Annotated in this window: 14 protein-coding genes; 7 read left to right on the top strand and 7 right to left on the bottom strand. The window is 54.2% G+C overall.

Features of this window, described 5'->3' with window-relative positions; translation table 11 throughout:
* Window positions 1–27: 27 nt before the first annotated feature.
* Together AM379_RS00280 and fghA are read right to left on the bottom strand one after the other, a co-directional pair.
* The gene (locus tag AM379_RS00280) at window positions 28–2,013 is read right to left on the bottom strand and encodes a ligand-gated channel protein (protein WP_106503353.1); all 1,986 of its coding nucleotides are present in this window, start codon (window positions 2,011–2,013) and stop codon (window positions 28–30) included.
* Between the two features lie 249 nt (window positions 2,014–2,262).
* The gene (fghA, locus tag AM379_RS00275) at window positions 2,263–3,099 is read right to left on the bottom strand and encodes an S-formylglutathione hydrolase (protein ID WP_014170912.1); all 837 of its coding nucleotides are present in this window, start codon (window positions 3,097–3,099) and stop codon (window positions 2,263–2,265) included.
* Window positions 3,100–3,237: 138 nt separating this feature from the next.
* Between fghA and AM379_RS00270 the strand changes: the two genes are divergently transcribed.
* From AM379_RS00270 to mglC, 7 genes are all read left to right on the top strand, one after another.
* Complete coding sequence (locus AM379_RS00270) at window positions 3,238–4,386, top strand: YbfB/YjiJ family MFS transporter (protein WP_032678574.1); 1,149 nt, start codon at window positions 3,238–3,240, stop codon at window positions 4,384–4,386.
* Window positions 4,387–4,488: 102 nt separating this feature from the next.
* Window positions 4,489–5,157: a GTP cyclohydrolase I FolE gene (gene folE / locus AM379_RS00265; protein ID WP_020883194.1), complete on the top strand. Its 669-nt coding sequence runs from the start codon at window positions 4,489–4,491 to the stop codon at window positions 5,155–5,157.
* A gap of 18 nt (window positions 5,158–5,175) precedes the next feature.
* Window positions 5,176–6,333: a DUF418 domain-containing protein YeiB gene (yeiB, locus tag AM379_RS00260; protein WP_014170909.1), complete on the top strand. Its 1,158-nt coding sequence runs from the start codon at window positions 5,176–5,178 to the stop codon at window positions 6,331–6,333.
* 155 nt (window positions 6,334–6,488) lie between these two features.
* On the top strand, window positions 6,489–7,511 hold the full coding sequence (gene galS, locus AM379_RS00255) for an HTH-type transcriptional regulator GalS (RefSeq protein WP_020883196.1): 1,023 nt from the start codon (window positions 6,489–6,491) through the stop codon (window positions 7,509–7,511).
* Between the two features lie 295 nt (window positions 7,512–7,806).
* Complete coding sequence (gene mglB / locus AM379_RS00250; RefSeq protein WP_014170907.1) at window positions 7,807–8,805, top strand: galactose/glucose ABC transporter substrate-binding protein MglB; 999 nt, start codon at window positions 7,807–7,809, stop codon at window positions 8,803–8,805.
* A gap of 79 nt (window positions 8,806–8,884) precedes the next feature.
* The gene (mglA, locus tag AM379_RS00245; protein ID WP_020883197.1) at window positions 8,885–10,405 is read left to right on the top strand and encodes a galactose/methyl galactoside ABC transporter ATP-binding protein MglA; all 1,521 of its coding nucleotides are present in this window, start codon (window positions 8,885–8,887) and stop codon (window positions 10,403–10,405) included.
* A gap of 15 nt (window positions 10,406–10,420) precedes the next feature.
* Complete coding sequence (gene mglC, locus AM379_RS00240) at window positions 10,421–11,431, top strand: galactose/methyl galactoside ABC transporter permease MglC (protein WP_014170905.1); 1,011 nt, start codon at window positions 10,421–10,423, stop codon at window positions 11,429–11,431.
* A 49-nt stretch (window positions 11,432–11,480) separates the two neighbouring features.
* On the opposite strand, the gene AM379_RS00235 is transcribed toward mglC, so the two are convergent.
* The 5 genes from AM379_RS00235 to AM379_RS00215 all read right to left on the bottom strand — a co-directional run bounded on the left by AM379_RS00235 (window position 11,481) and on the right by AM379_RS00215 (window position 15,942).
* Window positions 11,481–12,869: a glutamine synthetase family protein gene (locus tag AM379_RS00235; protein WP_106503352.1), complete on the bottom strand. Its 1,389-nt coding sequence runs from the start codon at window positions 12,867–12,869 to the stop codon at window positions 11,481–11,483.
* A gap of 121 nt (window positions 12,870–12,990) precedes the next feature.
* The gene (sanA, locus tag AM379_RS00230; RefSeq protein WP_106503351.1) at window positions 12,991–13,710 is read right to left on the bottom strand and encodes an outer membrane permeability protein SanA; all 720 of its coding nucleotides are present in this window, start codon (window positions 13,708–13,710) and stop codon (window positions 12,991–12,993) included.
* A gap of 127 nt (window positions 13,711–13,837) precedes the next feature.
* Window positions 13,838–14,722, bottom strand: coding sequence for a cytidine deaminase (gene cdd, locus AM379_RS00225; RefSeq protein ID WP_063214757.1), 885 nt, complete (start codon window positions 14,720–14,722; stop codon window positions 13,838–13,840).
* A 129-nt stretch (window positions 14,723–14,851) separates the two neighbouring features.
* Entirely contained in the window at window positions 14,852–15,547 is a 696-nt protein-coding gene (locus AM379_RS00220; protein WP_014170901.1) for a CidB/LrgB family autolysis modulator, read from the bottom strand.
* Window positions 15,544–15,942, bottom strand: a complete 399-nt coding sequence (locus AM379_RS00215) for a CidA/LrgA family protein (RefSeq protein ID WP_063214759.1) — start codon at window positions 15,940–15,942, stop codon at window positions 15,544–15,546. The genes AM379_RS00220 and AM379_RS00215 overlap by 4 nt, the downstream gene beginning before the upstream one ends.
* Window positions 15,943–15,975 lie beyond the last annotated feature (33 nt).

Below are 15,975 nucleotides of genomic sequence, written 5' to 3'. Positions count from 1 at the left end.
CGGTTGAGCGGGCTTTTTTATTGGCGATCAGAAGCTGTAGGTCATGCCGACAGTGTAACGGCGGCCATCAAGTACGGTATCGTAAGTCTCGTAATCAATCTGTTTATCCAGCACGTTATACACGCCTGCGGTTACCAGCAGGTTCTTGTTGGCGTTATAACGCAGACCCACATCAACCTGCGTGTAAGACGGTGTGCCCTGTGACATTGAGGTTCGGCTGAGATACTCAGAAGATTTGCCGCGGAAGTTCAGGCGGCTCCAGAAGCCCACATCCTGCGTGGCCTGCCAGTCCAGCGTGGTGTTGAACATATGCTTAGGCATTTTATTTAGTGGCTTACCGGAGAACTGACCGCTCTTCTGCTCGGATTCGGTATAGGTGTAATTAGCCGTCCAGTTAACATCCTGGGTGATTTTCCAGCCGAAGGTGGATTCCACTCCGCGCATGTTGGCTTTGTCGACGTTGACCCGGTCGCTGACAAAATCGTAGGCATGGCCGCCAATCGTACAGGCAGGGTCGGCACTGCTGTTACAGCGGCGTACTTCAGTGATTTTGTTTTTGAAGTCGGTATTGAACAGCGTAATGCCAGCGTTAAGACTGTGATTGTTATCCCAGAGCAGGGCGATCTCTTCGCTCAGGCTCTTCTCCGGCTTGAGGTCCGGGTTACCCACGATCATGCCATCCAGCCGACCGCCGCCCGTTGCCTGGCCCCAGCTGGCGGAGGACTGACGCAGATCCGGTGCACGGTAACCGGCAGAAACGCCCCCTTTTAACGTCCACTGTTCTGCAAGGTGCCACACCCCATAACCGCGAGGCGTCCAGTTGGTGCCATAGTTCTGGTCTTTATCCATACGCAGACCACCGGTCGCCGTGAAGCTATCGGTCATCGCCCACTCATCTTCAGCAAACAGCGCCCAGCTCCAGCGCGTCAGTTTGTTGAGCCCGTCCGCCGCCTCAAGCTGGTTACCGTTGTCACGCAGCTTCTCATAGCGATATTGACCGCCGAGGGTCAGGGTATGGTCGCCGAGGAAGATCTGGTTCTGGTTGTTGAAAGTGGTGTTATACGAACGCATTTTGCGAACCGGGTTATTGGTCTCTTCCTGCTGGATGTAGCTGGTGGTGTTGAAGTCGCTGTAGTAACCGCTGTGGGTAAGGGAATAGGTCGTATGTTCGTAGCGGGTTTCGCTTTTGCTGTTTGGCGTGCAGGTTGTCCCGCGGCAGGTTTCAGTCGCTTTCGACTTGCCAGGCGTGCTGTTTCGGTCCTGAAGTTCGCGGGCAAAATCGAGGTCAAAATCGTTCTGCTCGTCCGGGGTAAAGTTCAGCGTGACCCCGCCGTTACGCATTTTCTGCTCATTGAAACCGTTCAGGATCTGATCTTCCGCGCGACGTGAGAGGAGGCCTGTCACTTTTGCACCGAGCAGTCCGTCAATTAACGGGCCGGAAGCGTAGGCGTTGGTCTGGAAGATATCCCCGGAATCATGGTTCTCCTGGAACGTGGCATCGCCGTGTAACGATCCGGTCCAGGCTTTGGTATTCGAGACTTTTTTGGTAATGATGTTGATTACGCCGCCCATTGCATCTGAGCCATAGAGCGATGACATGGGCCCGCGGATCACTTCGATGCGCTCGATAGACTCCAGCGGCGGTAGCCAGCCTTGCTCAATGCCCGAGTTATCGCTGTTCGGGCGCGTGCTGCGTGTGCTGACGCGCTTGCCATTGACCAGGAACAAGGTGTATTGGGACGCCATGCCGCGAATGCTGATATCGCTGCTGCTTCCGCCGCCCGTGACGACGACGCCCGGGACATCTTTTAGCGCATCGGTCACATCGCGGTAAGCCTTGTCTTCAATCTGCTGCTTTGAAATGACGGAGATAGAGGCCGGGGCATTCTGGATTTTTTGCTCAAAACCCGTGGCGGTCACCACCACGGTATCCGGGTCGGCTGCGTGAGCAAGAGGGGAGAGCATGGCGGCGCTGATGGCAACAGCCAGTAACGTAACGCGTGGTATTGTCATTTGAACATTCCATATCAAAAAGAAAAACACTCCATCGGGTAACCCTGAGAACTGTATGTATTTGTCTTGTAAGAACTCTTTGTGATGGAGAAGAGCCTGGAATTGTACAAAAGAATGTGAAATTGTAAACACAAATGATAATCGAAATCATTTGTGTTTTGATGTTGGTTGGTGAAACTGGCTTTTATTCAAAGGGATAGGGTTTTGAGGCCCGGCAGACGGAGCGCCTCCGGGCAAGAAGGGAGGAACTTACTTAAACAGATGCGCCGCATGGAAGCGGAGATGATCTTCAATAAATGACGCCATAAAGTAATAGCTGTGGTCATACCCTGGCTGGATACGCAGCGTCAGCGGCCAGTCCTTCTGGCGTGCCGCTTCGGCCAGCACCGCAGGTTGTAGCTGACCGGCGAGGAACTGATCCGCATCGCCCTGATCGATCAGCGTCGGGATGGCGTCCCCCGTGTTGCTGGCCAGCATCAGCGCACAGCTGTCCCACGCCTGCCATTTATCCGTGTCACTGCCCAGATAATGGGTGAAGGCTTTCTGACCCCATGGCACCTGGGTGGGGTTCACAATCGGGGCAAATGCCGACACGCTGGTGTATTTTCCCGGATTTTTCAGCGCCATTATCAACGCGCCGTGTCCACCCATGGAGTGTCCGCTAATGGCGCAGCGGTCGCTTACCTCAAATTCGGCCTGAACCAGCGCAGGCAGTTCGTCACGAATGTAATCATACATGCGGTAATGACGTGCCCAGGGCTGCTCTGTCGCATTCAGGTAGAATCCGGCGCCTTTGCCCAGATCGTACCCGGCATCATCGGCGACATCATCGCCACGCGGGCTGGTGTCAGGCATGACCAGCGCAATCCCCAGTTCAGCCGCAATACGCTGCGCGCCCGCTTTGGTGGTGAAGTTTTCGTCGGTACAGGTTAAACCGGACAGCCAGAACAGCACGGGTGGCTTTACGCCCGTTTCAGTTGGCGGCAAAAAAATGCTGAACGTCATGGCACAGTTCAGTACGCTGGAGTCGTGCCGCCAGCGCTGCTGTCGACCTTCAAAACAACGATGCTCTTCGAGCAGTTCCATGCAGGGCTCCTTAATACGAATTGCTATTCACTCGGCCCATAATACAGAGTTTTCATTTACCTGTGAGTAACTTTCACTTTCGCAGGACGGTAAGATGCGGCATCATAAATTAACTTTTCTTTAACAATTGGAGCGGTCATGGCGCTGCGTATCGCGCTCAGTGGGTTTGTGGTTCTGGTGGTAGCAATGGGGATAGGGCGCTTTGCTTTTACCCCTCAGGTGCCGCTAATGATTGCTGCCGGGCAACTCACGCTCACCAGCGCGGGCCTGGTGGCGGCGATGAACTATCTGGGCTATCTGGTGGGAGCATGGGATGCAATGCGTGCGCACCGCTTCGTTGAAACACGCCTCTGGTTGGGTATTTTTGGTGCGGTTGCGCTGACGCTGCTTTCCGCTGCGGCCGATAACGCCGTGGTACATGGCCTGCTGCGCTTTGTGATTGGCTGCATGAGCGGCTGGTCGATGGTGCTGATTGCCGCCTGGACCAACGAGCGGCTGGGACAACTGGGGAAACCGGGTCTCAGCGCCGCGGTATTTGCCGGGCCAGGTGCAGGTATTGCGCTCAGCGGGCTGCTCGCCGTCTATATCCAGGCTAAGGCGCTCTCCGCCGGTGCAGCATGGCAAATCTACGGCGTACTGGCGCTGGTGCTTATCGCGCTGGTGGCCCGGTATCTGCCGCGTGCGGGTCAACTTCACCGGCCGGGCAGCGCACCGGAACCGCTCGTCCTGACGAAGAATTTAAAGCGCCTGGTCTGGAGCTACAGCCTGGCCGGGTTTGGCTATATCCTTCCGGCGACCTTTTTATCGCAAATGGCGGCCGTGCGTTTTCCCGGCAGTCTGTTTGCCCAGTTTGTCTGGCCGATATTTGGTATTGCCGCCGTGGCGGGCATTGCGCTCAGCATCGTTTTACGCCACACCTCAACCTCAAACCGCAGGCTGGCTATCGTATTGTGGTTGCAGGGGGCCGGCGTACTGGCAGCCTGGCTGTTGCCGGGGATTGGCGGGTTACTGACCGGCGGCTTGCTCGTTGGGGGCGGGTTCTTGTGTGCCGTTCAGCTCTCTTTACTTTATGGGCGCGAGCTGGCTCCAGATCACACGCGCTACATGGCGGGACTGCTTACTACTGGTTATGCCATCGGTCAGTTGATTGGCCCGGTAACGTCGGCGTTGTCGACGTGGCTCACGCACCGACTGGAGCCTGCGCTGGGGCTGGCGGGCGTCGCGCTGTTCATCGGCGGCGCACTGGTCTGGGATCGTCAGGCCGAAAGGCAACAGCAATTGCAATAATTATCGTCGTGAATACTGGATTATGTGCGCCGCCTCACGCACAATGAGCGCACACTTTTGCCACAACGAGGGCAAAAGACGCCACACCTGCAGGAGAAAAGAATGCCATCACTCAGTAAAGAAGCAGCCCTGGTTCACGAAGCTCTGGTTGCGCGTGGTCTTGAAACGCCACTGCGTCCACCCGTTCAGGAACTGGACAATGAAACCCGTAAGCATCTGATTGCTGGGCATATGACCGAGATCATGCAACTGCTGAATCTCGATCTGAGCGACGACAGTCTGATGGAGACGCCGCACCGTATCGCAAAAATGTACGTTGACGAAATTTTCTCCGGCCTGGATTACGCCAATTTCCCGAAAATCACCGTCATTGAAAACAAGATGAAGGTGGATGAGATGGTAACGGTACGTGATATCACGTTAACCAGTACCTGCGAACACCACTTCGTGACCATCGACGGTAAAGCGACCGTGGCTTATATTCCTAAAGATACGGTGATTGGTCTGTCGAAGATCAACCGCATCGTGCAGTTCTTTGCTCAGCGTCCACAGGTGCAGGAGCGTCTGACGCAGCAGATCCTGACCGCGCTGCAAACGCTGCTGGGCACCAATAACGTGGCAGTATCTATCGACGCCGTTCACTACTGTGTGAAAGCGCGCGGCGTGCGTGATGCCACCAGTGCGACCACCACGACGTCGCTGGGCGGTCTGTTTAAATCCAGCCAGAACACCCGCCAGGAGTTTCTGCGCGCCGTGCGTCACCACAACTAATCTGACAGGGCAGGCTACATGGAGCGAAACGTCACGCTCGATTTTGTTCGAGGCGTCGCTATTCTCGGTATCCTGCTGCTTAACATCAGCGCCTTCGGCTTGCCGAAGGCGGCGTATCTCAATCCTGCGTGGTATGGCGACATTACCCGTAGCGATGCCTGGACGTGGGCCATCCTCGATCTCTTTGCCCAGGTCAAATTCCTCACCCTGTTTGCCCTGCTGTTTGGCGCGGGCCTGCAGTTACTGCTCAGGCGCGGCACGCGCTGGATCCAGTCGCGTCTGACGTTGCTGGTGATCCTCGGCTTTATTCACGGGCTGTTCTTCTGGGATGGCGACATTCTTCTCGCCTATGGCTTAGTCGGGCTGATTTGCTGGCGGCTCATTCGCGATGCGCACAGCGTAAAAAGCCTGTTTAACACGGGCGTGATGCTTTACGTCATGGGCCTTGGCGTGCTGTTACTGCTGGGGATAATCTCCGGTGATGCGGCAAACCGTTCATGGATCCCCGATGCCGCCAACCTTCAGTACGAGCAGTACTGGAAGCTGAAAGGAGGCACGGAAGCGATAAGCAACCGTGCGGATATGCTTGGCGATAACCTGCTGGCGCTGGGGGCGCAGTATGGCTGGCAGCTGGCAGGGATGATGCTGATGGGGGCATCACTGATGCGCACCGGCTGGCTGAAAGGGGAGTTTTCCCTTCGCCACTATCGCCTGACGGGAGCCGGGTTAATTCTTCTCGGCGTGCTGATTAATCTGCCGGCCGTGATCATGCAGTGGCATCTGCACTGGAACTACCGCTGGTGTGCGTTTCTGCTTCAGGTCCCGCGCGAGCTGAGCGCGCCCTTCCAGACGATTGGCTATGCGGCACTCATTTACGGCTTCTGGCCACAAATGTGTCGCGCATGGATTGTCAGTGCCATTGCCTGCGTAGGCCGTATGGCCCTCAGCAATTACATTCTGCAGACGCTGATATGCACCACGCTTTTCTATCGGTTTGGCCTGTTTATGAAATTCGACCGGCTTTCGCTGCTGGCGTTTGTTATCCCGGTCTGGATGGTTAACCTGGCGTTTTCTGTTCTCTGGCTACGTTATTTCCGCCAGGGGCCGCTGGAGTGGGTGTGGCGTCAGTTAACCGCACATGCTTCAGGGGTATCATTGAGAAATACATCCAGATAACGATCTGGATCACAATCATTAACAAAACGGATGTAAACGTTTTCATCTGTGTGAGCTTCTTCACGTAGTCCCCTTTCTCTCGCTGCCAAAATAGCCACCTTGCTAAACACAGGGGGTGTCTGTGAGTTGCTGCAATCCTTTGAAGGATGGTGAATATGATCACCATTCGTGACGTCGCCCGTCAGGCGGGTGTTTCTGTGGCTACCGTCTCACGCGTGCTGAACAACAGCGCGCTGGTCAGCCCTGACACCCGCGAAACCGTAATGAAAGCCGTGACCCAGTTGGGTTATCGCCCTAATGCCAATGCGCAGGCGCTTGCCACGCAGGTCAGCGATACCATTGGCGTGGTGGTGATGGATGTCTCTGATGCCTTTTTCGGTGCGCTGGTTAAAGCGGTAGACGTTGTCGCTCAGCAGCATCAGAAATACGTGCTGATTGGCAACAGCTATCACGAGGCTGAAAAAGAGCGTCATGCGATTGAAGTGCTGATCCGCCAGCGTTGTAACGCACTGATTGTGCACTCAAAAGCCTTAAGCGATGACGAGATTTCCGGGTTTATGGAGCAAATCCCGGGCATGGTGCTGATTAACCGTATTGTGCCAGGGTATGCCCACCGCTGCGTCGGGCTGGATAACGTCAGCGGGGCGATGATGGCCACCAAAATGCTCATCAACAACGGGCATCAGCGGATCGGTTTTTTGGCCTCCAGCCATCATATTGAAGATGATGAGCTGCGGCGCGAAGGCTGGCAAAACGCCCTTAAAGAACAGGGTATTACGCCGTCTGAAAGCTGGGTCGGAACCGGAACGCCGGATATGCAGGGCGGGGAGGCGGCGATGGTGGAGTTGCTGGGCCGTAATCTGCAGCTGTCTGCCGTGTTTGCCTATAACGATAACATGGCGGCCGGGGCGCTGACTGCGCTGAAGGATAACGGCATTGCGGTGCCACAGCATTTATCGTTGATTGGTTTTGATGATATTCCCATTGCCCGTTACACCGACCCGCAGCTGACCACCGTGCGTTACCCCATTGCCTCTATGGCCAAACTGGCCACTGAGCTGGCGTTACAGGGGGCGGCAGGGCTGCTGGATCCGGGCGCAACACACTGTTTCATGCCGACTTTAGTGCGTCGACATTCTGTCGCTGCCCGGCAAATTGTGGTTCCGATCACTAACTGATTACATCAGCTGATGTAACCGTTTTCAATCTGTGAGTAAATTCACAGTATCTTAACAAGGCGCTGACTATGATGTCAGCGTTTTAGGGGCTGAAACGCTATGTAACAGTGATTAATCACTTTCACCATAGCCAATGTGCCGCAAACAACGAATAAAACGCATTTCTGGAGCGTTACCGAACACGGAAGATAGAAATTTTATAAGTGAACTTCGGCTGTCAGTAACGTTTCATTAACACCTGCCTGCTGATCGTTATTCACAAGAACTACCCTGCATAAAAAAAACCGGAGATACCATGAATAAGAAGGTGTTGACCCTGTCTGCTGTAATGGCAAGCATGCTTTTTGGTGCAGCAGCGCACGCTGCGGATACCCGTATTGGTGTGACCATCTATAAATACGACGACAACTTCATGTCTGTTGTCCGTAAAGCTATCGAGAAAGATGCTAAAGCAGCGCCAGATGTTCAGCTGCTGATGAATGACTCCCAGAACGACCAGTCCAAACAGAACGACCAGATCGACGTTCTGCTGGCAAAAGGCGTGAAGGCACTGGCCATCAACCTGGTTGACCCCGCTGCGGCAGGCACGGTCATTGAAAAAGCGCGCGGCCAGAATGTGCCGATTGTCTTCTTCAACAAAGAACCTTCCCGTAAAGCGCTGGACAGCTATGACAAAGCGTTTTACGTCGGTACTGACTCCAAAGAGTCCGGCATTATTCAGGGCGATCTGATCGCTAAACACTGGGCGGCGAACCCGAACTGGGACCTGAACAAAGACGGCCAGATCCAGTTCGTGCTGCTGAAAGGCGAACCAGGCCATCCGGATGCTGAAGCCCGTACCACTTACGTTATCAAAGAGCTGAATGATAAGGGCCTGAAAACCCAGCAGCTGGCATTAGATACCGCGATGTGGGATACCGCTCAGGCGAAAGATAAGATGGACGCGTGGCTGTCCGGCCCGAACGCTAACAAAATCGAAGTGGTGATTGCCAACAACGATGCGATGGCTATGGGTGCGGTAGAAGCGCTGAAAGCGCACAACAAATCAGCCATTCCTGTGTTCGGTGTGGATGCACTGCCAGAAGCTCTGGCCCTGGTGAAATCCGGTGCAATGGCCGGTACCGTGCTGAACGATGCCAACAACCAGGCGAAAGCAACCTTCGATCTGGCGAAAAACCTGGCCGATGGCAAAGGTGCGGCAGACGGTACGACCTGGAAAATTGAAAACAAAATCGTTCGCGTACCTTACGTCGGCGTAGACCAGTCCAACCTGGCTGAGTTTATCGGTAAATAAGTTATTTGAATTGTCTTCACTGGGCGCAACTTGTTGCGCCCTTTTATAACGCGATATGCGAGGCCAACAAGGTATAATTATGGTCAGCACAAATACTCAGTCATCTGGTGAATACTTGTTGGAAATGAGCGCCATCAACAAGTCATTTCCCGGGGTTAAGGCACTCGATAATGTTAATTTAAAAGTTCGTCCTCACTCTATTCATGCATTAATGGGGGAGAACGGCGCAGGTAAATCAACATTATTAAAATGTCTTTTTGGGATCTATCAAAAAGATTCTGGCAGCATTCTTTTTCAGGGGAAAGAGATCGATTTCCATTCAGCAAAAGAAGCACTGGAAAACGGTATCTCAATGGTTCACCAGGAATTAAACCTGGTGCTGCAGCGTTCTGTTATGGATAACATGTGGTTGGGCCGTTATCCGACCAAAGGTGTCTTTGTCGATCAGGATAAAATGTATCGCGACACCAAAGCGATTTTCGATGAACTGGATATTGATATCGATCCGCGCGCCCGCGTGGGAACGTTATCCGTGTCCCAAATGCAGATGATCGAAATTGCCAAAGCGTTCTCCTATGATGCGAAAATCGTCATCATGGACGAACCGACATCGTCATTAACGGAAAAAGAGGTTAACCACCTTTTTACCATTATTCGTAAGCTCAAAGACCGCGGCTGCGGCATTGTTTATATCTCTCATAAAATGGAAGAGATCTTCCAGCTGTGTGATGAGATTACCATCCTGCGCGACGGCCAGTGGATTGCCACCCAGCCTCTCGAAGGGCTGGATATGGACAAGATCATCGCCATGATGGTGGGGCGCTCTCTGAACCAGCGCTTCCCGGACAAAGAGAACAAGCCGGGTGAAGTGATCCTTGAGGTTCGCAATCTCACCTCGCTGCGTCAGCCGTCTATTCGCGACGTCTCTTTTGACCTGCATAAAGGCGAAATTCTCGGTATCGCAGGTCTGGTCGGGGCAAAACGTACTGATATTGTCGAAACCCTGTTCGGTATTCGTGAGAAAGCCGCGGGCACCATCACGCTGCACGGTAAGAAAATCAATAACCACAGCGCCAACGAAGCCATTAATAATGGTTTTGCGCTGGTCACGGAAGAGCGTCGTTCGACCGGTATTTATGCGTATCTGGATATTAACTTTAACTCGTTAATTTCCAATATTCGCAACTATAAAAACAAAGTCGGGCTGCTGGATAACTCCCGCATGAAGAGCGATACCCAGTGGGTGATTGACTCCATGCGCGTCAAAACGCCAGGTCACCGCACGCAAATTGGTTCGCTGTCAGGCGGTAACCAGCAGAAGGTCATTATTGGTCGTTGGTTATTAACCCAGCCAGAAATCCTGATGCTGGATGAACCGACCCGCGGTATTGACGTCGGCGCGAAGTTTGAGATTTATCAGCTGATTGCCGAGCTGGCGAAAAAGAATAAAGGGATCATTATTATTTCTTCCGAAATGCCGGAATTGTTAGGGATCACAGATCGTATTCTGGTTATGAGCAATGGTCTCGTTGCCGGTATTGTTGACACCAAAACGACAACGCAAAACGAAATTTTGCGTCTTGCGTCTTTGCACCTTTAAGATCAGGGGCTCCTCATGAGTGCGTTAAATAAAAAAAGTTTTCTCACTTACCTGAAAGAAGGCGGTATTTACGTTGTTCTTTTAGTACTGCTGGCTATCATCATTTTCCAGGACCCTACGTTCTTAAGCCTGTTGAACCTCAGTAACATCCTGACCCAGTCCTCCGTGCGCATTATTATCGCGCTGGGCGTGGCGGGACTTATCGTGACGCAGGGGACTGACCTGTCAGCGGGACGTCAGGTTGGCCTCGCGGCGGTTATCGCGGCAACGCTGCTGCAGTCGATGGAAAACGCCAACAAGGTGTTCCCGGAAATGGCGACCATGCCCATTTTCGTGGTGATCCTGATTGTCTGTGCGATCGGCGCAGTGATTGGTCTGATTAACGGCATCATTATCGCTTACCTGAACGTGACGCCATTTATCACTACCTTAGGTACGATGATCATCGTTTACGGTATCAACTCCCTGTACTACGACTTCGTGGGGGCGTCGCCAATCTCTGGCTTCGACAGCGGGTTCTCGACCTTTACGCAAGGGTTTATCGCGCTGGGCAGTTTCCGCCTGTCGTACATTACCTTCTACGCCCTGATTGCCGTCGCTTTTGTCTGGATCCTGTGGAACAAAACCCGCTTCGGTAAAAACATCTTCGCTATCGGCGGTAACCCGGAAGCGGCGAAAGTGTCCGGCGTCAACGTTGCCCTGAACCTGCTGATGATCTATGCCCTGTCAGGTGTGTTCTACGCCTTTGGTGGGATGCTGGAAGCGGGCCGTATCGGCTCTGCAACGAACAACCTGGGCTTCATGTACGAACTGGATGCGATCGCAGCCTGTGTGGTCGGCGGCGTCTCCTTTAGCGGCGGCGTGGGTACCGTGTTCGGCGTGGTAACCGGTGTCATCATCTTTACCGTAATCAACTACGGTCTGACCTACATCGGTGTGAACCCGTACTGGCAGTACATCATCAAAGGCGGCATCATCATCTTTGCGGTCGCCCTGGATTCACTCAAATACGCGCGTAAAAAATAATCGCCTCTGGCATTACCTGGCCCGCTCATCGAGCGGGCTTTTTTGTGCTTCACGCCAGACTCGACTCCTCCCGGGTGACAATGCTCTCGAACCAGTCGAGCTCAGAGAGCTTGCAGGCAACCCACTGTTGAGAAAAAGCCTCTCCCAGGCTGCCGGTGAGATACTGACAGCGTGCAAATGTCTCAATCGCCTCCTGCTGAAACAGCGGCAGATCCGGCCCGTCCTGCTGAGGTTCAGGTAAATCCTGCTCGTCAAAATTTTCCAGCCCGTACAGCATTCCGCTCAGAAGCGTTGCCGCCACCAGATACGGGTTAGCATCAGCCCCGGCCAGCCGGTACTCAATACGCCGGTTATGGTCATCGGAGCAGGGAATACGCAGCGCGGCGGAGCGGGTATTATAGCCCCAGGAGTTAAATAGCGGTTCCGTGAGGTTTTTACGCAGGCGGCGGAATGCGTTAACGCCAGGGGCGAGAATGGCGATGGAGGCGGGCATCAGCGCCAGCTGGCCAGCGATGCAGAGGCGCATCATGCTGTTCAGCGCTTCCACCGGAGATGCGAATACGTTTTCGCCATGAATATCGTTCAGGCTGAAATGGAAGTGCAAACCGCTGCCGGACTGCTGGCTGAACGGTTTGGCCATAAAGTTGGCCTGCAAACCCTGTTTCTCCGCAACGTAGCGGGTCAGGCGTCGCAGGGCCAGCACGTTATCGCAGACTTCAACGACGCGATGGCTATGCTTCAGGTTTAACTCGAACTGGCCAGATTCGGCTTCGGCCACGATCCCGGTCAGGGGGATACGCTGCAGGTGCGCCAGCTGCTCCAGCTCGTCAAACAGTGCCGCGTGTGCCGTTGAGGTATCCATATGAAAGCAGCCCTGATTTTGTGGATCCTGCGTGCCGCGTCCGGTCAGATAAAACTCAATTTCCGGGGCAATCACCGGGAAGAGCCCGTGCTGATGGAAACGAGCCAGAACGTTTTGCAATATCACCCTTGGCTCAAGCGGGCACGGTTTGCCGTCACTCTCTTTCATGGTCAGCAGGATCTGCGCGTTATGCTGAGGGTCTTGCGAACAGGGGCGCAGGGAACCGCCGACGGGAACGCAGAGCCGGTCGGGCTCATCATCAAGCGGGGCGGCTATTTTGCCTTTATGGTCCATGGAGTAGACGGAGAGGGGGAAGTAACAGCCTTTTTCCAGATTTAGCATGCTTTCCACCGAGAGCCGCTTGCCGCGCATAATGCCATTGATATCGTTCAGGTAAACGTCAATATGTTTTGTCTGCGGGTAACGTTCCAGGTAATCCGCCACTTCCAGCGAGACGTTGTGCTGCATGGCATCAAGTTTGTCATCAAGCCAGAGGCCAGCGTTGAGTGCCGTCGGGAGAGATAAACCCGGGAAGTTAAAATAGGGGCGGATATTTTTCAGGAAAAACGCATTCATTATTGAGTTCATAGTCATTCTTCAATGAAGCCGTAGCGGCAGTGAACTCAGCTTAAAAGGGGCGGCGTAAAGGCGGGATAAAAAGCGTTACGCCCGGTATAAAGAAAGTATAAAGGCGAGGCTATTTGTTCTCTTTTTTCTGCATATCAAGCAGTTGTTCTGGCGTGACGGCCGGGTAGCCCTGCGCATCTTCCGGCACTTCATGCATCGCCGGAATGGGTACCAGCGGGCCTAAAAAGCGCGGTTCACGTTTGAAGATGTACAGATCGGCCAGAGCGCCAAAACGCGCGCCAAACTCACGTACGCGGACGCTCAGCATATCTTTTGGCGACGGCACGGCGTAGCACTGCGCCTGGATACCCATATGCAGCGCGATAAACAGCGCGCGTTCGCAGTGGAAGCGTTGGGTGATGATGATGAAATCGTTGGTGTCGAACACCTTGCGCGTACGCACGATGGAATCCAGAGTACGGAAACCCGCGTAGTCGAGCACGATATCGGCCGGATCGACGCCAGCGGCAATCAGGTCTTTGCGCATGGTGACCGGTTCGTTATAGCTTTGCAGCGCATTATCGCCGCTCAGCAGCAGGTAATTCACTTTGCCGCTGTTATACGCGTTCAGCGCGCCCTGAATGCGGTAACGGTAATACTGATTAATCACCCCGGTGCGGTAATACTTGGCGGTACCCAGCACAACGCCGACCTGACGATAGGGCAGGTCCTGCAGGTCGTCAAAGATATACGGAGCCGTTTTCCAGCTCATCCAGCGATCAAGACCCAGCACGATCAACAGCAGTATGCCGACCAGGACAGACAGGCTGTAAAAAGCGCGCTTTAACATGCAGATGGCTCGTACCGAAGGTGAAATTTAACTCAGGCTACTTTACCCGCCTGGTTAGCGCAAGAAACAGCGAATCAACTGAGGGGTTTTTCAGCAAAGCGGCGGGCATTTCTGCCCGCCGGAGGCATTACGCAAGCAAAACACGGTCAATAGTTGAGCAGCCGAGCGCTTTCAGCGTTGCGGCGGTGGCATCCCACTGGATCAACGGCGCGTCGGCTTTCTCTGCCAGAATAGCGCGCTGAATGTCCGGGTAGTCATAGCCATTGAGGCTCAGCAAATTCAGGGCGCCCTGAAGCGGTGGCAGCGTCGGGTTAAAGGCGGCGTTTTCGGCATAGCTTCCGGTAAAGATGCGACCATCACGACACTGCAGCGCCACACCGCTTGGGGAGTGACTGTATGGTGTGTGGCTCTTGTTCGCCGCGCGAATCGCGGCTTCGCTCAGCGCATCACCGGAAAGGGCAAAACCGTGATCCTGTTCATCCATCAGCAGCGTTTTGATGTCGAGATCTTTCGGACCAAACGCGTCAGGCAAGTAATCCCCGAGGGTATGTGGCGCACGGCCTGGCAGATTGATGCGTAACTCCAGCCCGCTGTTCAGCTCGTTCATGAACTGGCGGCAGTGGCCGCAAGGGGTGTAGTTAACGGTAATGGCGCTCAGCGATTGTTCACCGCGCAGCCAGGCGTGGCTGATGGCGCTTTGTTCCGCGTGAACGGTCTGCTGCATGGTCGCGCCGAGGAACTCCATGTTGCCACCGAAGTACCAGGTTCCACTTACGCCGCGTGCAATCGCACCGACGTTGAAATGAGAGAGATCGGCGCGGGCGCAGGCTGCCGCCAGCGGCAGCAGCGCGAAGGCCAGCGCGTCGTCGTCCAGCCCTGTGGCTTCTTTCAGTGCCGTGACGTGTTCAGCCGTCAGCAGGGCCGGGAAATGCTCATCCGCCAGAATCGGGGCCAGAGCTGATTGCACATTCTCTGCAAGCTGGGCGAAAGCAGCTTGAAAACGTGGATGCATGGCGTTTGCCTCATAAAGGTTAATGGATCGGTAGTTTACGGAGCCGCTGAGGCTTTATATGTGATCCATTTCTCATTATGTATGCAACTTATGAAAACAAAATGAAATTTGCGCGACGCATCGCAAATTTTAACCCATGACCGCCACAATCAGCGGGAAAATAAACGGTGCGAGCAGGGAGGTGATAATCCCGCAGATCACCAGTGCGAGTGAGCTAAACGCCCCTTCCTGATAATCCAGTTCAGCGCAGCGCGCGGTGCCCAGGGCGTGCGACGCGGTACCCATCGCCAGACCTCGTGCCGCTTTGGTGTGGATACGCATCGCATTCAGCAGGGTATGTCCAAAGACCGCGCCGAGGATCCCCACGAATATCACACACATGGCGCTGATGGCCGGAATCCCCCCCAGGCTGCCGCCCACGGCCATCGCAATAGGCGTGGTGACCGACTTAGGCAGAATAGAGGCCGCAATTTGCGGGGACGCGCCCATCAACAGCGCCACCGAGGTGCCGGTGATCATCGCCACCAGGCTCCCGACAAAACAGATGGTAATGATGGATTTCCAGCGGGCGCGGATCTGGTGCAATTGCTCATATAAAGGAAAGGCGAGCGCCACCACGGCGGGCTGCAGAAGGTCGTTCAAAATTTTGCTGCCGGCAAAGTAGCGTTCATAAGGAATGCCGGTGAGAAGCAGGAACGGGATAATCACCACCATCGCCACCAGCAGCGGATTAAGCAACGGCATTTTGAAACGTGCGGCGAGTTTGCGTGCGGCGAAGAACACTGCCAGCGTTAACGGCAGCGACCACCAGATATTGGCCATCATTGTTTTGTTCCTTTCTGCCCAACCACTTTACGTTCGCCATGCACCAGATGCGAACTCCAGCTTACTACCAGGAAAACCACCAGCGTACTGACCGCGCAGGAGACCACAATGGGTCCGAACTGCGCCTGGAGCAAATCAAAATACTGCATAACCCCGACGCCGATAGGCACGAACAGCAGCGCCATATAGCGAATAAGGACAAAGCAGCCAGGGTTAACCCATTTGGCAGGCAGAATTTGCAATGCCAGCAAAACAAAGAGGATCAACATTCCAATGATGCTGCCGGGAATGGTAATGGGAAGCAGGGATGCGATAAAGATTCCGGCATACAGGCAGGCGTAAATCAGAACGAATGCGCGAAGATATTGCCAGATAATGTTCAATGATTTTCTCATGGTGAAAGTCCTTGATGAAACGCATTCATCATA

Source organism: Enterobacter cloacae complex sp. FDA-CDC-AR_0132, from assembly GCF_003010695.1.
In the GTDB taxonomy this organism is placed as follows: Bacteria; Pseudomonadota; Gammaproteobacteria; order Enterobacterales; family Enterobacteriaceae; genus Enterobacter; species Enterobacter ludwigii.
The sequence above is the reverse complement of the archived record's forward strand: the minus strand, read 5'-3'. Positions and strand labels throughout refer to the sequence as shown.